Source organism: Aeromonas sp. QDB14, from assembly GCF_027707845.1.
Lineage (GTDB): Bacteria > Pseudomonadota > Gammaproteobacteria > Enterobacterales > Aeromonadaceae > Aeromonas > Aeromonas caviae.
In genome coordinates this window covers 1-17,976 of record NZ_JAPCJD010000042.1, presented here as the reverse complement: position 1 = coordinate 17,976, position 17,976 = coordinate 1, and the positions used below count along the sequence as shown (strand labels likewise).

Sequence of the window (17,976 nt, the reverse complement as noted above, 5' to 3'; positions counted from 1 at the left end):
AAGGAGCAGTGCCATGGTCGCGCCCACCCCATCCAGCCCCCCTCAGAGCAGCAATCTGGGCATCGATCTCAAACACCTGAAGACCATCAGCGCCCTCGCCGAGCAAGGGTCCCTGGCCGGGGCCGCACTCACCCTCAACCTCACCCAGTCCGCCCTCTCCCACCAGCTCAAGGAGCTGGAGACCCGCCTCAATCTGGAGCTGTTTCTTCGAAAAAGCCGCCCTCTGGTGCTGACGGCGGCAGGCCAGCATCTGCTGGCCCTGGCCCGTCAGGTGCTGCCCGCCCTGGCCCAGACCGAGCGCCAGCTGGTCGCCCTGCACAGCGGCGAGGCGGGCAGGCTGCATCTGGCCCTCGATTGCCACAGCTGCATCCAGTGGCTGCTCCCGCTGTTGCCGGACTTTCGCCGCCAGTGGCCCGGTGTGGATCTGGAGGTGGAGTCGGTGCCGGGTTTCGATGCCATCAGTGCCCTGCTTGGCGGCCAGCTCGACCTGCTGCTCACCTCGGATGTGCAGGCCCGCGGGGATCTTCACTTCGAGCCGCTGTTCGCCTTCGATCTCACCCTGGTGATGGCGCCGGATCACCCCCTCTGCCAGCAGCGGCGCATCACACCGGACGATCTGCGACCGGAGGTGCTGCTGGTCTACCCGGTGGAGCGGGCGCGCATGGACGTGTTCAGCCGTTTCCTGCAACCGGCCGGGGTGGAGCCCGCCCGTTGCAAACCGGTGGACAACACCTCGGTCATGCTGCAGATGGCCGCCGCCGGGCTCGGGCTCGCCGCCCTGCCCCGCTGGGCCAGCGAGGAGTTCGTGCGCCAGGGCCTGCTTGAGGTGCGCCCTCTCGGGGAGGGCATTCGCCGCCACATGTATGGCGCCGTGCGCGCCGCCGACAAAGATCAGGCCTGCCTGCAGAGCCTGTTCGAGCGCATCCGCACCCGGATGGCGGCCCAGTAAGCCGGACACAAAAAAGCCGCCAGGATCAGGCGGCTTTCACCACGGGTTGCCCGCGAAGACGAAGAGTCGGGCATCAGCACTCGTCACCCCTCGCCCCACCCAGCCTTCGCGGGCAGTTGCCACACAGTTCCCCATCCCGGCGCTTGTAGTGCAGGCAGCAGCGCTGACGCACATAGCCCGGGAAGGCCTCGTCCCGGGGCAGCCCCGCCTCGCGCCAGCCCGTCAGATGTGCCGACGGCAGGCCACAGGATTCAAGCCAGAGGGGGGCATGGGCCCTCACCTCCTCCCGACTCACTTCCCCGAAGAAATCGGGTACCCGCACCAGGGCCGCCAGCAGATCGTCCGCCAGGAGCGGGCGCACGAAACCGGGGCGCAGCCGCTGCACCGTCCCAAGGAGGGTGAACTGCCCCTGCCAGTGCGCCTGGAGTCGCTCCCCGGCCGTCTTGATCAACACGCCGACCTCCCCTCTGATCATGGGCTCGGCCGGCAGGGTAAAGCCCGACACCACGCCGGCCTCATGCCCCTGTCCCAGCCTGTCGAGGGCAGGCACGGCCTGATGGCGATAGACGGCCACCATGGCGAGATAGATGGATTGCCAGCAGAGCATGCCCCAGCTGCGGGTGAGCCAGTAGGCGGGCCCCGCCTCCGGGTGTGCCTGCTGCCAGTGCGCATGGAGGGCTGCGGCCACCTCGGCCGACGTCGCTCCGGAGGTATCCGTCAGTGGCGGGCGCACGTCACCGACCGCCACCAGGTTCCCCTTGAGGGACGGGATCAGGCTGGCCGCCGCCGCGAACAGGGCCTGGTGATCCGAGACGAGGGCGCGTTCCGCGTCCGCTTTCTCCCGGCCAAGGCCGCGCGGCACACCGCGCGCCCTCTCCTCGCCCATTCGTTGAAAGGGCCCCGGGCGCGTGCCGGGGCGCAAGGTCAGAATGCGTATTTGAGTCGCGCCTCCACGCTTCGTTCGGCCCCGAACCAGCAGTTGTTCTGGTCGTAGCAGGAGTAGTAGGTCTTGTTGAACAGGTTGCTGGCGCCAAGCGATACCCCCATCCCCTTCAGGCTTGCGCTGAGGGCGGCGAGATCGTAGGAGGCGGACATGTCCATCAGGAGGTAGTCCGGTACCTTGTCGGTGTTGGCGGCATCCATCTCGGCCTCCCCCACGTAGCGCAGGCCGGCGCCCACCCGCATCCCCTCGAGGTTGCCGCCGGGGTAGTAGTTGCTCCACAGCGACGCCATCTGTCTGGGGACCCAGACCGGCGTCTTGCCCTGCAACGTGGTGGTGTCGCGCGTGATCTCCATGTCCATCAGGGTGTAGTTGAGGGCCAGATCCAGCTGGCTGGTGAGATCGGCTCTCCCCTCAAGCTCGATGCCCCTGGAGACCGTCTCCCCGGTCTGCAGCTTGGGCCCGTAGACATTGTCCGGATCCGTCACCAGGGCGTTCTTCTTGGTGATGTGGAACGCCGACAGGGTCGCCGTCTTGCTCATGTCATCGGAGAGGAACTTGACGCCCCCTTCCCACTGATGACCGGTCGCCGGTTTGAACGCCTGGCCCTGCTTGTCCGCCCCCGGCACCGGCTCGAAACTCTCGGCATAGCTCGCATAGGGGGAGAAGCCGCCATCCAGCTCATAGAGGGCGCCGACGCGGAAGGAGAGGTTGTCCTGGTCAATGTGGGCCAGGGACTGGCTGTCCGCCCCCTGATAGAGGGTCCGGCTGTCGGTGTCCATCCGGTAGCGGTCGTAGCGGGCTCCGCCGATGGCCACCAGCCGATCGAGGCGCACCTGATCCTGCAGATAGACGCCGGTCTGGGACTGACGGATCACCTTTTTATCCTGGTAGTTGAAAGTGAGTGCCTCTGGGACTATCTGGCTATGGTTCGGGTTGAAAATGTCGATGCTGGGCGCCGAGTAGTCGAGGGTATCCCGGTAGAGGATATGGGCATCCAGGTACTGGTAATCGACCCCGAGCAGCAGGTTGTGCTGGGCAGAGCCCGTCTGCACCTTGCCCGCCAGCTGGTTGTCGATGACAACGCCCCGGGACTCTTCATCGGTGAGATAGGCGTTGCGGGCCAGGGTGCGGTTGTCCGCCGCCAGGGCCGCGTTGTAGGTGTTGCGCTGATAGGCAGACGCATCCATGTAGCGGGCATTTTGCAGCACCTGCCAGCGCTCGTTGAAGTCGTGGCTCAGCTTGTAGCCCAGCAGGGTCACGTCCCGGTTGTACTCGTTCCAGTTCTCGTCACCAAGGAAGGTGTCGCTGCCAAGCTGCCCCAGGGGGTTGGACTTGGCCGAGCCGCTGGCGGGCACAGTGGTGTAGATGCCGGCCTCGGGATCCTTCTGGTAGTAAAGGTTGAGGCTCAGCAGGGTGCGCTCGCCGAGCTGCCAGTCCAGGGACGGCGCAAAGACGTAGCGCTCCTCCTTCGAGGTCACCGCCTGGCCATCCTTCTCCCGGGCCAGTCCCACCAGCCGATAGGCGAGCTGCTCGTTGATGGCACCGGTGCTGTCGAGGGTCATCTCCTTGAGGGTGCCCGTGCCGGTCGCCACGCTCACGTTGTGCTTGCTCTCCCGCTGGGGGCGCTTGGCGATGAGGTTGACCATGCCGCCGGGGGGCATGCTGCCATAGAGCACCGATGTCGGCCCCTTGAACACCTCCAGCTGCTCGATGGCCACCGGATCTATCTGGGGTTGCAGGTTCCAGTCGTTGTACTGGAGCAACAGGCCGTCATAGAAGTTCTGGTAGTTGTCAAAGCCACGGATGTTGAACAGATCCAGCCGGTTGACCGCCCCGCCCCGCAGCTCGGTGTTGACGCCGGGCACGTAGCGCAGCGCCTCGCTCACCGAACTGACACCGCGCAGCGACAGGGTCTCCCCATCCACCACCGAGATGGCCTGGGGCGTCTCGATGGGGTCGAGCCGGGTCTTGGTCGCGGTGTTGCGATAGGTCTGGCCGAGCACGGTCAGGGTCTCGTCGGCGGTGGCCGTATCCTGGCTGTCGGACGCGGCGGCCTGTACAGAGCCTGCAAGCAGGGTGGAGATGGTCACGGCGACCAGGGTCAAAGGGGGGTGAACAAGCTGCATCTGATCCTCGATTACTTACTGCATGTGAATAGTAACAAATATCATTTGCATTTTATTGTTCTATTTTGCCCCGATATTAACAATTTGGGGCATGTTGGCGGGGAAGCGGGAAAAGCGAGGGTGGCAGGCATGCCATCTGCTATCGGAGGCAAGATGGCGACGCCGTCGAGGCTCTCAGGGAGGGCTCATCATGGCCGCCTGATGAAGGACACCGCCTTCACTTGCACAGCCAATTAGAAAGTAACCATCACATATTCAGAACATGGCGGCATTTTCACCACCATATTTACACTCATCTGACAAGTATGGTCGTGTGTGCCCTCCCCTTGTTGATCCTGGTCAATCGCTATTGATAAATGAGGCGATAGCATACCCACCCTTTTATCAGCCCTGATTGAGACAATACCAAGCCATCCGGCGATCGCACCCTGCTGGTGGAGCTGGACGGCTTCCACATCTTCGGCGCCTTGCAGGCCGTGATGGGAGAGGACAACCTCTTCTTCCTCCTCGGGGACCAGGCCCTCGATGGCCACGGCAGGACCCTGCCCGCAGCCCGCCTGCTGGAAGGGGGACAACGTCTGCAACAGAGCGAGCCCACCGCTCATCCCTATCGCCTGGTGGCGCTCAACGGTTACAAGGAAGTGCTGGCGTTTGCCTGGGCGTACAACCAGGAGAACCTGCTTGCCGCCCCTGTGCTGGCGCTGTTGCTGGGGCTGTTGCTGGGGCTGCTCACCTTCTATCTGAGGGGGCGCAGCGACTCCCCCCGCAGCGAGCTTGCCAGAGCCATGGCGGCCCGGGAGTTCATCCCCCATCTGCAACCCGTGATGGACAGGCAGGGGCGCCTGCGCGGTTGTGAAGTGTTGATGCGCTGGCGTCATCCCACACAAGGGATGATTGCCCCCAACCACTTCATCCCCCTCGCGGAGGAGTGCGGCTACATAGTGCCGATGACCCGCCAGTTGATGGCCCAGACCCGGGATTATCTGGTCGGGGTGGCCGACAGACTGCCCCCCGGCTTTCACGTCGCCGTCAATGTCTGCGCCCAGCACTTCAAAAACCAGGACATCGTCGCCGAGTGCCGCGACTTTCTTCGCGCTTTCCCGGGCCAGGATCTGCGCCTGGTGCTCGAGGTGACGGAGCGGGAGATGGTGGATGCGGACGAGCAGACCCGCGCCATCTTCGATGCCCTGGACGAGCTGGGCGTGCTCATCGCCATCGATGACTTTGGCACCGGCCACTCCAGCCTCTGCTATCTGCAGATGTTCCATGTGGACATCATCAAAATCGATCGCAGCTTTATCAGAGGAATGAAAGAGGAAGGCCCCTCCCGCCATATCGTCGAAAACATCCTGGATCTCGCCCATCGCATGGGGCTGGCTCTGGTCGCCGAGGGGGTGGAGACCCAGGAGCAGGTCGAGATGGCACGCCACTATGGCATCGACTACTTGCAGGGCTTCTACTTCGCCAAGCCGCTGCCACCGGCCCAGTTCACTGATCTCCTGACCAGCGCCACACGCCCGGAGCCATCCCGGCCCCATGCCGAAATGAGCCTCCTTCCCTAACGGGGGGCGACGGGCAGCCAGTACTCCATGGTGGCGTCGGGCTGCTGGCCGTCAAAGCCGGGGGCATAGCGCTCCAGCTCGAAACCGTCCAGCCCCCGGTATGCCGACTCCGGCAGCCAGTGCAGGATGAACCAGTGCAGGCTCTCCCCCAGCTGGGCAATGGGTCCTTTGTGGGTGAGCACGGCATACTCCTGGGCCGGCACGTCGAGACTCGACAGGCCGGGGGGCGTAGGCGCCGCCGTGGCCACTCCGGCCCAGTAAGGCAGCCGCTCCCCTGCCCCCGACACATCCACCACCCCCAGCCACTCCCTCGACAAGTCCAGCGCCCCCGTCTCGCGCAGCGCTCGCCAGATGGCGGGCACCGTCTGCTGAAAATCCGGTGAGGCATCGAACAACCCCCGGATCGTGCCCCTGACTCCCTGCAAGGTGAACACCGGCAGGCTCTCTATGCGCACCTGCACCAGGTTGGGAGAGGCAGAGCGGGGGACCGCCGCCCGCACCAGGGGCGTGCGCAGCCCCAGCCGCAGGCCCCGCTTGCGATACGCCAGCGGCGAGCAGCCAAATTGCTGCTTGAAGGCGCGGCTGAAACTCACTTCGGAGCCAAACCCGTGATCCAGCGCCACATCCAGCACCCGCAGCCGGGTGGAGAGCAGCGCCTCCGCCGCCATGCTCAGCTTCAGCTCGCGCACATAGTGAGCCACCGTCTGGCCCGTCTCATGCAGGAATACCCGTTGCAACTGCCAGCGGGACCAGCAGCTCTGCCGGGCCAGCGCCTCCAGGGAGAGCGGCTGATCCAGATTGGCATGGATGTGGTCGAGCACTCGCTCGATGCGGGTGAGGTGGGCGCGCGCCTCGGGTGCCGGCTCACGGAGTGGGTGGGGAGAAGTCGGTGTCATGATGCGCTTGAGACCACGCCAGCAGAGGGCGCTCTGGCCCGGGAGGGCCACATTAAACAGGGGTGTCGCGCCGACCGCAAGGCCGGCGCACCGCCTGGCTATTCATCCCGCCCCGCTCAGGGTAGACGGCTCTGGCCATGCTCGGCAAAGTGGCTGCGAAGGGCGCTGATCACCCGCCGCACCTTCTCCGGGATCTCCCGCTGGGGGGTGATGGCATGGATCTCCATGGGAGGGGCCGAAAAAACCGGCAGCAGCACGAGTAACCGACCGGTGGCGATATCTTCTTCTATTTCACCTTCCGGTTGCAGCGAAATCCCCTGCCCTGCCAGGGTAAACTGGCGCAGGGGCAAGACGTTGTTGCACAGCACCCTGGGCTTGGGCTTGATCTTGTGGGCCTCCCCCTTCTCGTCCAGCAGCAGTATCCCGCCCCCCAGCATGTCCGAGGCCAGCCAGTCGTGGGCCAGCAGATCCGCCGGGCTGCGCGGCGTGCCCTTGCGTGCCAGATAGGCGGGCGAGGCACACAGCAGCATCCGGGTCTGACCCAGTCTGCGGGCCACCAGGGTGGAATCTTCAAGCGTGCCGACCCGCAGCGCCACGTCGATGCGGTCCTTGATGAGATCCCGCTTCTCGTCGTCGGCGATGATCTGGATGCCCAGTCCCGGGTGCGCCTGCAGCAGCGGCGAGAGCGCCCGCGCCAGGGGCTGGCCCGCCATCCCCACCGGCGCGGTGATCCGCACTTCTCCGAGCAGGCTGTCGCGCACCTCCGAGAGGCGCAGCTCGGTGTCGTTCAGGGTCTGCTGCAACGACTGGCAACCCTGCCACACCACCTCCCCCGCCTCGGTCAGGCTGAGGCGGCGGGTGGAGCGGTGCAGCAGGGGCAGGCCGAGCTGGCTCTCCAGTTGACTGATATGCTGGCTGACGGCGGACGGGGTCATGCCGAGGGCCTTGGCGGCACCGGTCATGCTGCCCGCCTCCACCACGGCCGCGAAGATGGCGTAGCGTCTGAGCTGATCCATTATGAAGCCTTGCTTACAAGTGAATGCAATTTTAAGTGGATTATTAAATCACACTCGGGGGCGTAGGATAGCCCCATTCCCACAGTGAAGGAGAATTCCCATGAAGATTGCCCTCATCGGTGCCAGCGGTTTTGTCGGTTCAGCCATCCTCCAGGAGGCCGTCAGCCGCGGTCATCAGGTCACCGCCATCGTGCGTGACGTGAGCAAGGTCGCCGCCCATCCCCTGGTCACCGCCGTGGCGGTGGACGCCCAGGACAGCCAGGCACTGGCCAGTGTGCTCAAGGGGCACGATCGGGTGATCAGTGCCTACAACCCGGGCTGGAGTGCCCCGGACATCTACGATCAGTACCTCAAGGGGGCCAGCGCCATCGTGGCCGCCGCCGTCGCGGCCAACAGCTGGCTGCTGGTGGTCGGCGGTGCCGGCAGTCTGGAAATCGCCCCGGGCGTGCAGCTGGTGGACACCCCGGAGTTCCCGGCAGAGTGGAAGCAAGGGGCCCTCGCGGCCCGGGATGGTCTCACCGCCCTTCGCCGGGAAACCACCCTCGACTGGCGTTTCGTCTCCCCACCGGTGTTCCTCGAACCCGGCGAGAAGCGCGGCGGTTACCGCCTTGGCACGGATCAGGTGCTGTTCAGCGGCGAGCAGCCCGCCGGGATCACGGTCGGCGATCTGGCGGACGGGGTGCTGAACGAGGTGCAAGCACCGGCTCACCTGCGCCAGCGTTTCACTCTGGGTTATTGAGGAAAGGCGCGCCAGCAACCCTTCCCATGACAGTCACACGGAGGGAGGCGGATGCCTCCCTCCGCCTTTTCTCTCCCGCGTCTATTCCGTCACGCCAATGTCGCCCTCACCCGGTACGGCAGATCGCCACCTGAGCCGCCCGATGCTCGTTCTATTCGCTCAAGTCCGAATTCCATTTCGAATTTTGTATATAACTAAGAATATTTTGTTGCTTCCACCTTATAACCTCGAACAGTAGCATCACCCTCAACCCAAACGGCGCCACTCAAGAAGAGTGCGCCCCGGTTTCGCAACACCCCGCACGCCGGGGCACGCAGACCCCGTTCACGGAAAGTGAGGAGATGCCCATGACCACCCCATCATTGCCGATCATCGATCTCGCCGCCCTCAAGGGCACCCCGGCTGCACGCAGCCAGATGCTGGCGCAGCTTGGCCAGGCCGCCCGCGAAGTGGGCTTTTTCTATCTGGTGGGCCATGATCTGAGCGAATCGGCGCGCCAGGAGACCCTGGCGCTCGCCGCCCGCTTCTTCGCCCTGCCACTTGAAGAAAAACTGGCGGTGCAGATGGTTCACTCCCCCCACTTTCGCGGCTACAACCAGGTGGGGGCAGAGCTCACCCGGGCACGGCCGGATCTGCGGGAGCAGTTCGATATCATGAACGAGGCCCAGGCCCTGCCTGTGGCGCACATTCGTGAACCCTGGCAGCGCCTCATCGGCCCCAACCAGTGGCCCGCCGCCCTGCCCGAGATGAAGACACGTCTGCTGGCATGGCAGGATCGACTGAGCGACATCACCCTCACCCTGCTGGACGCTTTCGCAGAGGTGCTGGGGCAGCCCGCCGGAGTATTTGACGAGAGCATTCGCGGTGACCCCTACCAGCACATGAAGCTCATTCACTACCCCGGACAACCCGAAGGCAGCAGTGGTCAGGGGGTAGGTGCCCACAAGGATCCCGGCTACCTGACGCTGGTGATGCAGGACGATCACTCCGGGCTCGAGGTGGAGACGGCAGATGGCTGGATCCCCGCGCCCCCCCTGCCGGGCGCCCTGGTGGTCAACATCGGCGAGCTGCTGGAGCTCGCGTCCGACGGCTACCTCAAGGCCACCCTGCACCGGGTGGTGAGCCCCCCTCCCGGGGTATCGCGCCTCTCCTGCGCCTTCTTCATGGCGGCAAGGCTGGATGCGACTGTGCCACTGCTTAGCCTCTCCCCCGAGCTGGCGGCGCTGGCCGAAGGGCCCCAGAGCGATCCCGCCAACCCGCTCTTTTATCAGGTGGGGGAAAACGTGCTCAAGGGGAGGCTGCGCTCCCACCCGGATGTGGCGGCCCGCCACTATGCAGGCGAGCCGCAGCGCGAGCCAACGCTAGTCTGACAACCCGCCACACGACATGAGAAAAGGGGCGCGATGGCGCCCCGGATAACACAAGCAGTCGGGCAACAGCCTGGCAATGACGGAGTACAAAAATGAAATTCAAGACCATGAGCGTGCACAGCGGCCAGCGGATCGATCCCCAGACCGGCGCCCTCACCACCCCGCTCTACCAGAGCAGCACCTTCAGCTACTTCAACGCCCAGGCGGGCAAGGAGCGCTTCGCAGGTCAAGCCCCCGGCTTCATCTACAGCCGCTTTGGCAACCCCACCACCGCCGAACTGGAGCAGAAGCTGGCAGCCCTCGAAGGTGCAGATGAGTCACTGGTGGTGGCCAGCGGCATGGCGGCGGTGAGTGCCATCATGTATGCCCTGGCCGACAGCGGTGATGAAGTGGCCTATATCGGCCCCCTCTACGGCGGCACCGATGCCTTCCTCAAGCAGACCTTCAGCCGCGCCGGCATCAAGATCACCGCCTACGAGAGCGATCAGGCGCTGCTTGCCAACATCCGCCCCGCCACCAAGGTGGTACTCTTTGAAACCCTGACCAACCCCACCCTCAAGGTGGTGGATCCGCGGGTGGTGGTGGAGGCGGCCCGCAAGGTGGGAGCCATCACGGTGTGTGACAACACCTTCCTCACCCCCTATCTGCTGCGCCCGCTCGAGCTTGGCATCGACATCGTCATGCACAGCGGCACCAAGTACCTGGGCGGCCACGGCGACATCATCGCCGGGGTGGTGGCGGGTCGTCATGAGCTGATGAAGTCGATTCGCACCGTGGCCCTCAAGCACATCGGCTCCCCCATCGGCCCCCAGGAGGCCTACCTGCTGCAACGGGGGGTCAAGACCCTTCCCCTGCGCATGGATGCCCACCTGCACAACGCCCAGAAGGTGGCCGAGTTCCTGGATGCCCACCCAGCGGTGAAGAAGGTGATCTACCCGGGCCTTGCCAGCCATCCGGGCCACGATGCCCTCGGCGCCTTCGCCAGCGGCTTTGGCGGCATGGTGAGCATCGAGCTGGAAGGCGGGTTTGAGCGCTGCGCCACCCTGCTCGACAACCTGCAACTCTTCGTGCAGGCGGTGAGTCTGGGCGATCTCGAGAGCCTGGCCTGCCATCCGGCCAGCACCACCCACGCCGCCATGGACGAGGCAAGCCGCCTCGCCGCCGGAGTCAATGACGATCTCATCCGCTTCAGCATCGGGGTGGAAGACGCCGACGACCTGATTGCCGATCTGGCCGCCGCCCTGGCCCTCCTCTGATATCCAGTAGCGATCCGGGGGAGTGACGCAATAAAAAAGGGAAGGCAATGCCTTCCCTTTCTCTTTTCTGCCCGTCGCCCTCATCAGGCGTCGTGGTAATCCTGGCAGGCGCTCAGGGTGTTCTCCATCAGGCTGGCGACCGTCATGGGGCCCACGCCCCCCGGTACCGGCGTGATGAAGGCGGCGTGATTGCGCGCGGTCTCATACTCCACATCTCCCACCAGGGAGCCGTCCGCAAGGCGGTTGATGCCCACGTCGATCACCAGGGCACCGGGTTTGACCCACTCCCCCGGAATGAAGTTGGGCTTGCCCACTGCCACGACCAGCAAGTCGGCCCGGCGCACCTGGGTTTCCAGATCCTGGGTGAAGCGGTGACAGGTGGTGGTGGTGCAACCGGCCAGCAGCAGCTCCAGCGTCATGGGGCGCCCCACGATGTTGGAAGCCCCGACCACCACCGCATGCAGACCATGGGTCTTGACGCCTGTGGTCTCGATCAGGGTCATGATCCCCTTGGGGGTGCAGGGTCGCAGCGCCGGGATGCGCTGGGCCAGACGACCCACGTTGTAGGGATGGAAGCCATCAACGTCCTTGTCGGGACGAATGCGCTCCAGCACCTGGGTGGTATCGCAGTGGGCCGGCAAGGGCAACTGCACCAGGATGCCGTCCACTTCCGGATCCTCGTTGAGCTGGTCGATCAGGGACAGCAGCTCCGCTTGTGTCGCCGTGGCGCTGAGGTCATAGGAGCGGGAAACAAATCCCACCTCTTCACAAGCGCGACGTTTGCTGCCCACATAGACTTGGGAGGCCGGATCCAGCCCCACCAGGATCACCGCCAGACCCGGTGCCCGTTTCCCCTGCGCCAACCGCTGCTGGACTTGCGCGGCGACCTGATTGCGAATCGTTTGCGCAACCTGTTTTCCATCAATGATTTTGGCAGACATCGTTCTTCACTCACCATGTGTTCAACTGCGGCGCATTGTCGCATTTTTTTGGCGCGGGTGTTAGCGGCTCTCGCAGGGAGGGCAATAAGTAGGCACTTGAATTTACTGGCGGAAAAAGTCGTTGACGCTGACTTTGGCGCTTGGGTATGATGCCCGCCCGTTGTCCAGTGGTGCCGCCGAAGGTATGCTGGATGGCGAATTTTCGGTGATTAGCGCAGCCCGGTAGCGCATCTGGTTTGGGACCAGAGGGTCAAAGGTTCGAATCCTTTATCACCGACCAGGTTCATCGGGAAATCCCCGGATTTCTTGATACAACGCGCCCTTAGCTCAGTCGGATAGAGCAACGGCCTTCTAAGCCGTGGGTCGCAGGTTCGAATCCTGCAGGGCGCGCCATAGATACACATGAGTTTGATTGCTGTATCGAAGGCAGATTTCAGTGGTGGCTGTAGCTCAGTTGGTAGAGTCCCGGATTGTGATTCCGGTTGTCGTGGGTTCGAGCCCCATCAGCCACCCCATTATTCCCCTCCAGGCTGGGATCAGCCTGATGAGACAGCAGCACGCTGTCTGTTTGGACCGGCCACTGGCCGGTCTTTTTGTTTCTGCGCCGTCCGCTTTTTGGCGCAACGCCCCCACCCCATCCTCTGGCGCTCGGCGCCCTGCTCAGGACGCAATCCGGACCGCCGTCACAAAAATGGGGTTTTCTGCCCCGCTCAAGACAAGCCCTCCTCATGCCATGACCCAGCGCAAGTCCAGGTCTGATCCCTCGTGTTATGGATAAAAAAATTGATAACACGGCTGCCAGGGCGCTCCTTCCTTCTCTTATCCCTTGTCCAGGAGCAGCCAAATTCGATGGCACCGATTCATCTTTTCGTAATACGGTCATCCCATTCTTAATCAATTAGCTGAAATATAAGGAGTTATTGATAACCCCCCGATGCCGGTCCAAGGCCTAACCTGTCACATGCCCCGCCGGTTGCAGGAAAAGTTCCCATACTGAGTTGTCTGCATTGCACATGACTGCCAAGGAGAGACAGAGATGAGTGAAGAAAGCAAATGCCCCTTCAACCACACCGCCGGCGTCGGCAGAACCAATCGAGATTGGTGGCCGAACCAGTTGCGGCTGGATCTGCTGCATCAGCATTCCCCCGGCGCCGATCCCATGGACAAGGACTTTGACTACGCCAAGGCCTTCGCCAGCCTGGATTACAAGGCACTCAAGAGAGATCTGGTCAAGCTGATGACGGATTCCCAGGAGTGGTGGCCGGCGGACTTCGGTCACTACGGCCCCCAGTTCATCCGCATGACCTGGCATGCTGCGGGCACCTATCGCACCACCGACGGTCGCGGTGGTGGCGGCCGTGGCCAACAGCGCTTCGCCCCCCTCAATAGCTGGCCTGACAACGTCAACATCGACAAGTCCCGTCGCCTGCTCTGGCCCATCAAGCAGAAATACGGCAACAAGATCTCCTGGGCCGATCTGCTGATCCTCGCCGGCAACGTCGCCCTGGAGACCATGGGTTTTCGCACCTTCGGCTTTGGCGGTGGGCGGCCCGACGTGTGGGAGCCGGATCAGGACGTCAACTGGGGGGATGAAATTGCCTGGCTCGGGGTCGATCCCGATCGGGTCAAGGGCGATCGCGAGCTCACGGCCCCCTTCGGGGCCACCCACATGGGCCTCATCTACGTCAACCCGGAAGGGCCCAACGCCAGCGGTGACTACATGGAGGCTGCCAAGGACATCCGTTCCACCTTCGGTCGCATGGCCATGAACGATGAAGAGACGGTCGCCCTTATCGCGGGCGGCCACACCTTCGGCAAGGCCCACGGCGCCGCGCCCGAATCCCACAAGGGGCCAGAGCCGGAAGCCGCGCCTCTGGAGGCCCAGGGCCTCGGCTGGATGAGCGACTTCGGCAGCGGCCATGGCAAGGACACCGTCTCGAGCGGGCTCGAAGTGACCTGGACCAAGACACCGGCCCTGTGGAGCAACAACTTCTTTGAAAATCTGTTCAACTACGAGTGGGAGCTGACCAAATCGCCAGCCGGCGCCAAGCAGTGGGTGGCCAAGGATGCCCCGGAGATCATTCCCGATGCGCACATCCCGGGCAAGTTCCACAAGCCGACCATGCTCACTACCGACCTGACCCTGCGCTTTGACCCCGAGTTTGGCAAGATCTCCCGCCACTTCTACGAGGATCCGCAGGCTTTTGCCGATGCCTTCGCCCGCGCCTGGTTCAAGCTGACCCACCGCGACATGGGCCCCATTGCCCGCTACCTGGGGCCGGAAGTACCCAAGAGGAGCTGATCTGGCAAGACCCCATCCCCGCCGTCAATCATCCCCTGATCGATGACAAGGACGTGGCCCTGCTCAAGGAGCAGATCCTGGCGACCTCCCTGTCCGTGGCTGAGCTGGTGTCGACCGCCTGGGCTTCCGCGTCCACCTTCCGTGGCTCTGACAAACGCGGTGGCGCCAACGGTGCCCGCATCCGCCTGGCACCGCAAAAGGAGTGGGCCGTGAACCAGCCTGCCCAGCTTGCGAAAGTGCTTCAGGCCCTCGACGGGATACAGCAGACCTTCAACGCTTCCGCCACCGGCGGCAAGCGGGTCTCCCTCGCCGATCTCATCGTGCTGGCGGGCGGCGTAGGGGTCGAGCAGGCCGCGAAGAGAGCCGGTGTCGCCGTGACCGTGCCCTTCACTCCAGGTCGCATGGACGCCTCCCAGGCCCAGACCGATGTCGACTCCTTTGCCGTGCTCGAGCCCCTCGCAGATGGATTTCGCAACTACGCGGGCGAGTGTGCGGGCTTCGCGGAGACCATGCTGATCGACAAGGCGCAGCTGCTCACCCTGAGTGCCCCCGAGATGACGGTACTGGTGGGCGGTATGCGGGTGCTCGGCACCAACGCGGGCAACTGCCACGGGGTCTTTACCGCCGCCCCGGGTACCCTCTCCAACGACTTCTTCGTCAACCTGCTCGACATGGGCACGGAGTGGAAGCCGGAGGCGGGCAGCCAGGGAGTCTATGAAGGCCGTGATCGCCAGAGCGGCAAGGTGAAGTGGACCGGAACCCGGGTCGATCTGGTGTTCGGTTCCAACTCCCAGCTGCGCGCCCTGGCGGAGGTCTACGCCAGTGCGGATGCCAAGGAGAAGTTCGTGAAGGACTTCGTGGCGGCCTGGACCAAGGTGATGAATCTGGATCGCTTCGACCTCGCCTGATGACGCTGGCAGGCGCCCCGTTCCCAACGCCCCGCTAACGGGGCGTTTTTTATGGGCCGCTTCCAGCCCCCGGCCTCTCCCCGCTCTTCTCGCGGCGGCATCAGCCGGCGGTGATCACGGTGCAGCCCTCACCTTCTAACGCCTTGAGCAGGGCGGGGTCCTGCCGGGTGCAGATCAGGTAGTCGAGATCCGCGGCGTGCAGGAAGGGGTAGGAGGCCAGGGACTCCAGCTTGTCGTCATTGCACAGCACCGCCAGCGAGCCGCAACGCTCCGCGACCCGGCGCTTGAACTCGCTGTCCTGGTAATGCACGGCGCTAAAGCCGAGATCCGAGGACCAGGCGCAGACCCCCAGAAAGCCGAGGTCGAAGCGGAACTTGTTGATGCCCTCGGCCGCCGTGATGTCGACGGCCCCGCCGACCAGCGGATCCTGCTCGCCACCGATGAGGATGGTCCTGATGCCTGGTCTCTCCAGCAGCCGGCAGGCGATAGCCGGGCTGTTGGTCACCACCGTCAGGCCCTGGTGTTCCGGCATGAGGGAGGCCAGCAGCAGGTGGGTGCTGCTGGCATCCAGGAAGATCAGCTGGTTCGGTTTGACCAGGCTCAGGGCGGCCACGGCCAGGGCCTGCTTCTGCGCCACATGCTGGGTGCTGCGTTCGGTCAGGGTCCCCGTCTGGGGCGACAGGGAGATGGCGCCACCGTGAATGCGCTTGCAGCGCCCCTCATCGGCCAGATAGCGCAGATCCCGCCTGATGGTCGCCTCCGTGGTGCCCAGCGGCTCCGCCAGCTCCGCCGCCATCACTTTGTGGTGCGCGGCCAGCAGATCCAGAATGAGGAGCCGTCGCTCCTCCGGTGAATACTTGTCCATGGTGTTCCCTTGTAATGGCCGGGCGATCATCGCCCGGCCCGCCTCACGCCCCCAGCCTCTGCAGTGCGAGCAGTTGCAAGATGGTGTGCATGACGGCGTCTTCATCGTTCGAGCGGGTGATGAAATGGGCGGCATCCTTGGTCCGTCGTGGCCATTGCGCATGGCGAAACTGAAGTCGGCGCACGCCATCAGCTCGATGTCATTGAGCCCGTCGCCAAAGACCAGGGTCTCATGGCGACCGGCGCCGACCAGCTGCTGCAACCTGGCCACCGTTGTCCCCTAGTGCACGCCGGCATTGGCGATGTCTATCCACTGCTTGTCGGACGCCACTATGTAGGCCTCGTCATCACACTCGCCAAGCTGGCCCCGCAGATCCAGGCAGCGGCCCTGCTTGTCATAGAGGGTGATCTTCACAACGTCCGTGGTGATGTCGCCAAAATCGGCGACCGTCTGCACCTGGGTGTAGGAGCGACGCACCAAGGCTTTCAGATGATCCGGCACCGCCTCCCGGATCGTCGCGCAGGCCGCCGTGCAGGCGATGACGATATGCTCGCCCGGCAGACGCTCCAACCGACGGATGATGGCCAGGCCCAGGGCGTTACCCAGCAGCGACTGATAGACGTAGCGCCCCTAGTGCTTGATGCGGGTGGCGCTGTCTTCCAGGATCCAGAAATTCGCGCTCTGCGCCCCCAGCCGCGCCTCGACCCGGTCGACCTGTTTTCCCGTGCAGGGCGCAAAATCTATCCCCTGCTGCGCCATGGCGGCAACCACCTCGGCGAACAGGGCTCGGTTGTTATCCCCCCTGCTATATGAGGAAGGTGCCGTCCATGTCCGTGATGATGAGCGTGATCATGCTGTTACCTCGGATGTATGCATGCTGACCGCGGTCATCATATCGCCACAATGAACACACACAAACAAATAAAAGGTCATTTTTGTTCATATGAGCTCGAAATGATCATAGCATGACCTCCTCGCTCGGAGGATCCCAGGCACAGCCCCCTCCTTCGACTGTCATCCAAGGAGACCCCATGTTGTCCACACTCTCCAGTCGGCGGCCCCGGCACGAGCGGCTCGCCACCCGAGCCACCTTCTTATGCTCGGGCTTTGCCACGGCGGCCTGGGCCTCCATCATCCCCTTAGCCAAACTGAACGCCCAGATAAGCGACGCCACCCTGGGCTATGTCGGGGTGTTCTCCAGCCCCGCCCTGGTCGGCTTTGTCGCCGACGCCTTCGGTCTGCCGGCTGCCCTCCACGGCGTCGTTTTGCTGATGGTGCTGGCCCTGCTCCTCAGCAGAGGCGTGGGGCTGGCACCCCGGGCCACCCCTCTTTCTACAACCTGTCAGGAGCTGCCATGAGAAACCCTGTTTTCGGCGACGTGGTATTGAAAACCGAGGACATTGCGCTCGGCGTCGAGGTCATCGCCAAACGGCTCAACGCGCGATTCACGGAGGCGGTGGTGATCACCGTGGTGCCGGGCGGCATGCTGTTTACCGCCGATATCGTCAGGGCGCTGCGCTTTGATATCGCCATGGACTACATCTCCTGCCCCCACACTCCGGGGGAGCGCCACAACGCCTCTCCCATCGTCTTTCACGACAATGTCGGCATCCGGGGCAGAGACGTCATCCTGATGGACGACGCCATCGAATCGGGGGGCACCATGAAGCGGCTGGTCGCGCACCTGCAGGCATTCGCGCCACGCTCGCTGTCCATCGCGACCCTGTTTGTCAAACCGGGGCGCGTGGCTATCCCCGCCGAGCAGTTTTATGCCTACGAGATGACGAGCGATGACCTGCTGGTGGGCTACGGCCTGCCCTGGGAGCACAAGTACCGGAATATCCCCTATATCTCCAGGTTGAAGAGATAACGGGACGGGACAAGGTTAGGGAGCGATAAACCGATCAGGATAAACCTGACAGCAAGGGAGGCATTGACCAGACTACATCCCGGTGTCGCCCGGTGTACGGCCTATGCCACTCCAGCAGGGCTAGTCCACCCGCCTGTCGATACCGGGTGGAGACCAGCGGCGTTTTTCAAGATAGTTGTCGCGCAAAGCTGTTTTAAGCAGCCTCTTTTTGCTCCGGCTCGGGTTTCTCGGGC

The 17,976-nt window shown here is 63.8% G+C and carries 15 protein-coding genes, 3 tRNA genes and 1 pseudogene; 11 read left to right on the top strand and 8 right to left on the bottom strand.

Features of this window, described 5'->3' with window-relative positions; all coding sequences use genetic code 11:
• Positions 1-13: 13 nt before the first annotated feature.
• On the top strand, positions 14-949 hold the full coding sequence (locus PG887_RS14165; RefSeq protein WP_270822007.1) for a LysR substrate-binding domain-containing protein: 936 nt from the start codon (positions 14-16) through the stop codon (positions 947-949).
• A 73-nt stretch (positions 950-1,022) separates the two neighbouring features.
• On the opposite strand, the gene PG887_RS14160 is transcribed toward PG887_RS14165, so the two are convergent.
• Together PG887_RS14160 and PG887_RS14155 are read right to left on the bottom strand one after the other, a co-directional pair.
• The gene (locus PG887_RS14160) at positions 1,023-1,835 is read right to left on the bottom strand and encodes a siderophore ferric iron reductase (protein WP_203765039.1); all 813 of its coding nucleotides are present in this window, start codon (positions 1,833-1,835) and stop codon (positions 1,023-1,025) included.
• A gap of 38 nt (positions 1,836-1,873) precedes the next feature.
• Complete coding sequence (locus tag PG887_RS14155) at positions 1,874-4,018, bottom strand: TonB-dependent siderophore receptor (protein ID WP_270822005.1); 2,145 nt, start codon at positions 4,016-4,018, stop codon at positions 1,874-1,876.
• Between the two features lie 434 nt (positions 4,019-4,452).
• Here PG887_RS14155 and PG887_RS14150 point away from each other — a divergent pair, with 434 nt between their 5' ends.
• Positions 4,453-5,580, top strand: coding sequence for an EAL domain-containing protein (locus PG887_RS14150; protein WP_270822002.1), 1,128 nt, complete (start codon positions 4,453-4,455; stop codon positions 5,578-5,580).
• Here the strand turns inward: PG887_RS14150 and PG887_RS14145 are convergent.
• Together PG887_RS14145 and PG887_RS14140 are read right to left on the bottom strand one after the other, a co-directional pair.
• Positions 5,577-6,476, bottom strand: coding sequence for an AraC family transcriptional regulator (locus PG887_RS14145; protein WP_270822001.1), 900 nt, complete (start codon positions 6,474-6,476; stop codon positions 5,577-5,579). The two genes, PG887_RS14150 and PG887_RS14145, sit on opposite strands and share 4 nt — an antisense overlap.
• A 116-nt stretch (positions 6,477-6,592) precedes the next feature.
• Positions 6,593-7,492: a LysR family transcriptional regulator gene (locus PG887_RS14140; RefSeq protein WP_270822000.1), complete on the bottom strand. Its 900-nt coding sequence runs from the start codon at positions 7,490-7,492 to the stop codon at positions 6,593-6,595.
• Between the two features lie 100 nt (positions 7,493-7,592).
• Here PG887_RS14140 and PG887_RS14135 point away from each other — a divergent pair, with 100 nt between their 5' ends.
• The 3 genes from PG887_RS14135 to PG887_RS14125 all read left to right on the top strand — a co-directional run bounded on the left by PG887_RS14135 (position 7,593) and on the right by PG887_RS14125 (position 10,857).
• Complete coding sequence (locus tag PG887_RS14135; protein ID WP_221435751.1) at positions 7,593-8,231, top strand: NAD(P)-dependent oxidoreductase; 639 nt, start codon at positions 7,593-7,595, stop codon at positions 8,229-8,231.
• 347 nt (positions 8,232-8,578) lie between these two features.
• On the top strand, positions 8,579-9,601 hold the full coding sequence (locus tag PG887_RS14130; protein WP_270821999.1) for an isopenicillin N synthase family dioxygenase: 1,023 nt from the start codon (positions 8,579-8,581) through the stop codon (positions 9,599-9,601).
• A 92-nt stretch (positions 9,602-9,693) separates the two neighbouring features.
• Positions 9,694-10,857 carry a trans-sulfuration enzyme family protein gene (locus PG887_RS14125; RefSeq protein ID WP_270821997.1) on the top strand — a complete coding sequence of 388 codons (1,164 nt, stop codon included), beginning with the start codon at positions 9,694-9,696 and terminating at the stop codon, positions 10,855-10,857.
• A gap of 83 nt (positions 10,858-10,940) precedes the next feature.
• Here the strand turns inward: PG887_RS14125 and folD are convergent, their stop codons facing one another.
• Positions 10,941-11,798 (bottom strand): bifunctional methylenetetrahydrofolate dehydrogenase/methenyltetrahydrofolate cyclohydrolase FolD, encoded by an 858-nt coding sequence (gene folD / locus PG887_RS14120; RefSeq protein WP_010674955.1) that lies wholly within the window; start codon positions 11,796-11,798, stop codon positions 10,941-10,943.
• 203 nt (positions 11,799-12,001) lie between these two features.
• Between folD and PG887_RS14115 the strand changes: the two genes are divergently transcribed.
• The 4 genes and pseudogenes from PG887_RS14115 to katG all read left to right on the top strand — a co-directional run bounded on the left by PG887_RS14115 (position 12,002) and on the right by katG (position 15,008).
• Positions 12,002-12,078: transfer RNA gene (locus PG887_RS14115), tRNA-Pro, on the top strand.
• Between the two features lie 36 nt (positions 12,079-12,114).
• Positions 12,115-12,191: transfer RNA gene (locus PG887_RS14110), tRNA-Arg, on the top strand.
• A gap of 46 nt (positions 12,192-12,237) precedes the next feature.
• Positions 12,238-12,313: transfer RNA gene (locus PG887_RS14105), tRNA-His, on the top strand.
• Between the two features lie 521 nt (positions 12,314-12,834).
• Positions 12,835-15,008, top strand: a pseudogene (gene katG / locus PG887_RS14100) (catalase/peroxidase HPI).
• Positions 15,009-15,108: 100 nt separating this feature from the next.
• Here the strand turns inward: katG and PG887_RS14095 are convergent.
• Genes PG887_RS14095 through PG887_RS14085 form a run of 3 tightly spaced genes read right to left on the bottom strand, consistent with a single transcriptional unit; the run spans position 15,109 to position 16,632 of the window.
• A complete protein-coding gene (locus PG887_RS14095) occupies positions 15,109-16,143 on the bottom strand; it encodes a DeoR/GlpR family DNA-binding transcription regulator (protein WP_201890074.1) in 1,035 nt (344 codons plus the stop codon).
• Positions 16,144-16,152: 9 nt separating this feature from the next.
• A complete protein-coding gene (locus tag PG887_RS14090; RefSeq protein WP_201890075.1) occupies positions 16,153-16,443 on the bottom strand; it encodes a hypothetical protein in 291 nt (96 codons plus the stop codon).
• Positions 16,444-16,503: 60 nt separating this feature from the next.
• The gene (locus PG887_RS14085) at positions 16,504-16,632 is read right to left on the bottom strand and encodes a hypothetical protein (RefSeq protein WP_268915871.1); all 129 of its coding nucleotides are present in this window, start codon (positions 16,630-16,632) and stop codon (positions 16,504-16,506) included.
• A 272-nt stretch (positions 16,633-16,904) separates the two neighbouring features.
• On the opposite strand from PG887_RS14085, the gene PG887_RS14080 reads away from it, so the two are divergent.
• On the top strand, positions 16,905-17,231 hold the full coding sequence (locus PG887_RS14080; protein WP_109112550.1) for a hypothetical protein: 327 nt from the start codon (positions 16,905-16,907) through the stop codon (positions 17,229-17,231).
• Entirely contained in the window at positions 17,228-17,743 is a 516-nt protein-coding gene (locus PG887_RS14075) for a phosphoribosyltransferase (RefSeq protein ID WP_223931726.1), read from the top strand. The genes PG887_RS14080 and PG887_RS14075 overlap by 4 nt, the downstream gene beginning before the upstream one ends.
• The last annotated feature ends 233 nt before the right edge of the window (positions 17,744-17,976 follow it).

Excerpts from the sequence above, each read along its gene's own strand:
- PG887_RS14165 (WP_270822007.1), top strand. The coding sequence starts at position 14 with ATGGTCGCGCCCACCCCATCCAGCCCCCCTCAGAGCAGCAATCTGGGC.
- PG887_RS14160 (WP_203765039.1), bottom strand. The coding sequence starts at position 1,835 with ATGGGCGAGGAGAGGGCGCGCGGTGTGCCGCGCGGCCTTGGCCGGGAG.
- PG887_RS14155 (WP_270822005.1), bottom strand. The coding sequence starts at position 4,018 with ATGCAGCTTGTTCACCCCCCTTTGACCCTGGTCGCCGTGACCATCTCC.
- PG887_RS14145 (WP_270822001.1), bottom strand. The coding sequence starts at position 6,476 with ATGACACCGACTTCTCCCCACCCACTCCGTGAGCCGGCACCCGAGGCG.
- PG887_RS14140 (WP_270822000.1), bottom strand. The coding sequence starts at position 7,492 with ATGGATCAGCTCAGACGCTACGCCATCTTCGCGGCCGTGGTGGAGGCG.
- PG887_RS14135 (WP_221435751.1), top strand. The coding sequence starts at position 7,593 with ATGAAGATTGCCCTCATCGGTGCCAGCGGTTTTGTCGGTTCAGCCATC.
- PG887_RS14130 (WP_270821999.1), top strand. The coding sequence starts at position 8,579 with ATGACCACCCCATCATTGCCGATCATCGATCTCGCCGCCCTCAAGGGC.
- PG887_RS14125 (WP_270821997.1), top strand. The coding sequence starts at position 9,694 with ATGAAATTCAAGACCATGAGCGTGCACAGCGGCCAGCGGATCGATCCC.
- folD (WP_010674955.1), bottom strand. The coding sequence starts at position 11,798 with ATGTCTGCCAAAATCATTGATGGAAAACAGGTTGCGCAAACGATTCGC.
- PG887_RS14085 (WP_268915871.1), bottom strand. The coding sequence starts at position 16,632 with ATGGCGCAGCAGGGGATAGATTTTGCGCCCTGCACGGGAAAACAGGTC.
- PG887_RS14080 (WP_109112550.1), top strand. The coding sequence starts at position 16,905 with ATGTTGTCCACACTCTCCAGTCGGCGGCCCCGGCACGAGCGGCTCGCC.
- PG887_RS14075 (WP_223931726.1), top strand. The coding sequence starts at position 17,228 with ATGAGAAACCCTGTTTTCGGCGACGTGGTATTGAAAACCGAGGACATT.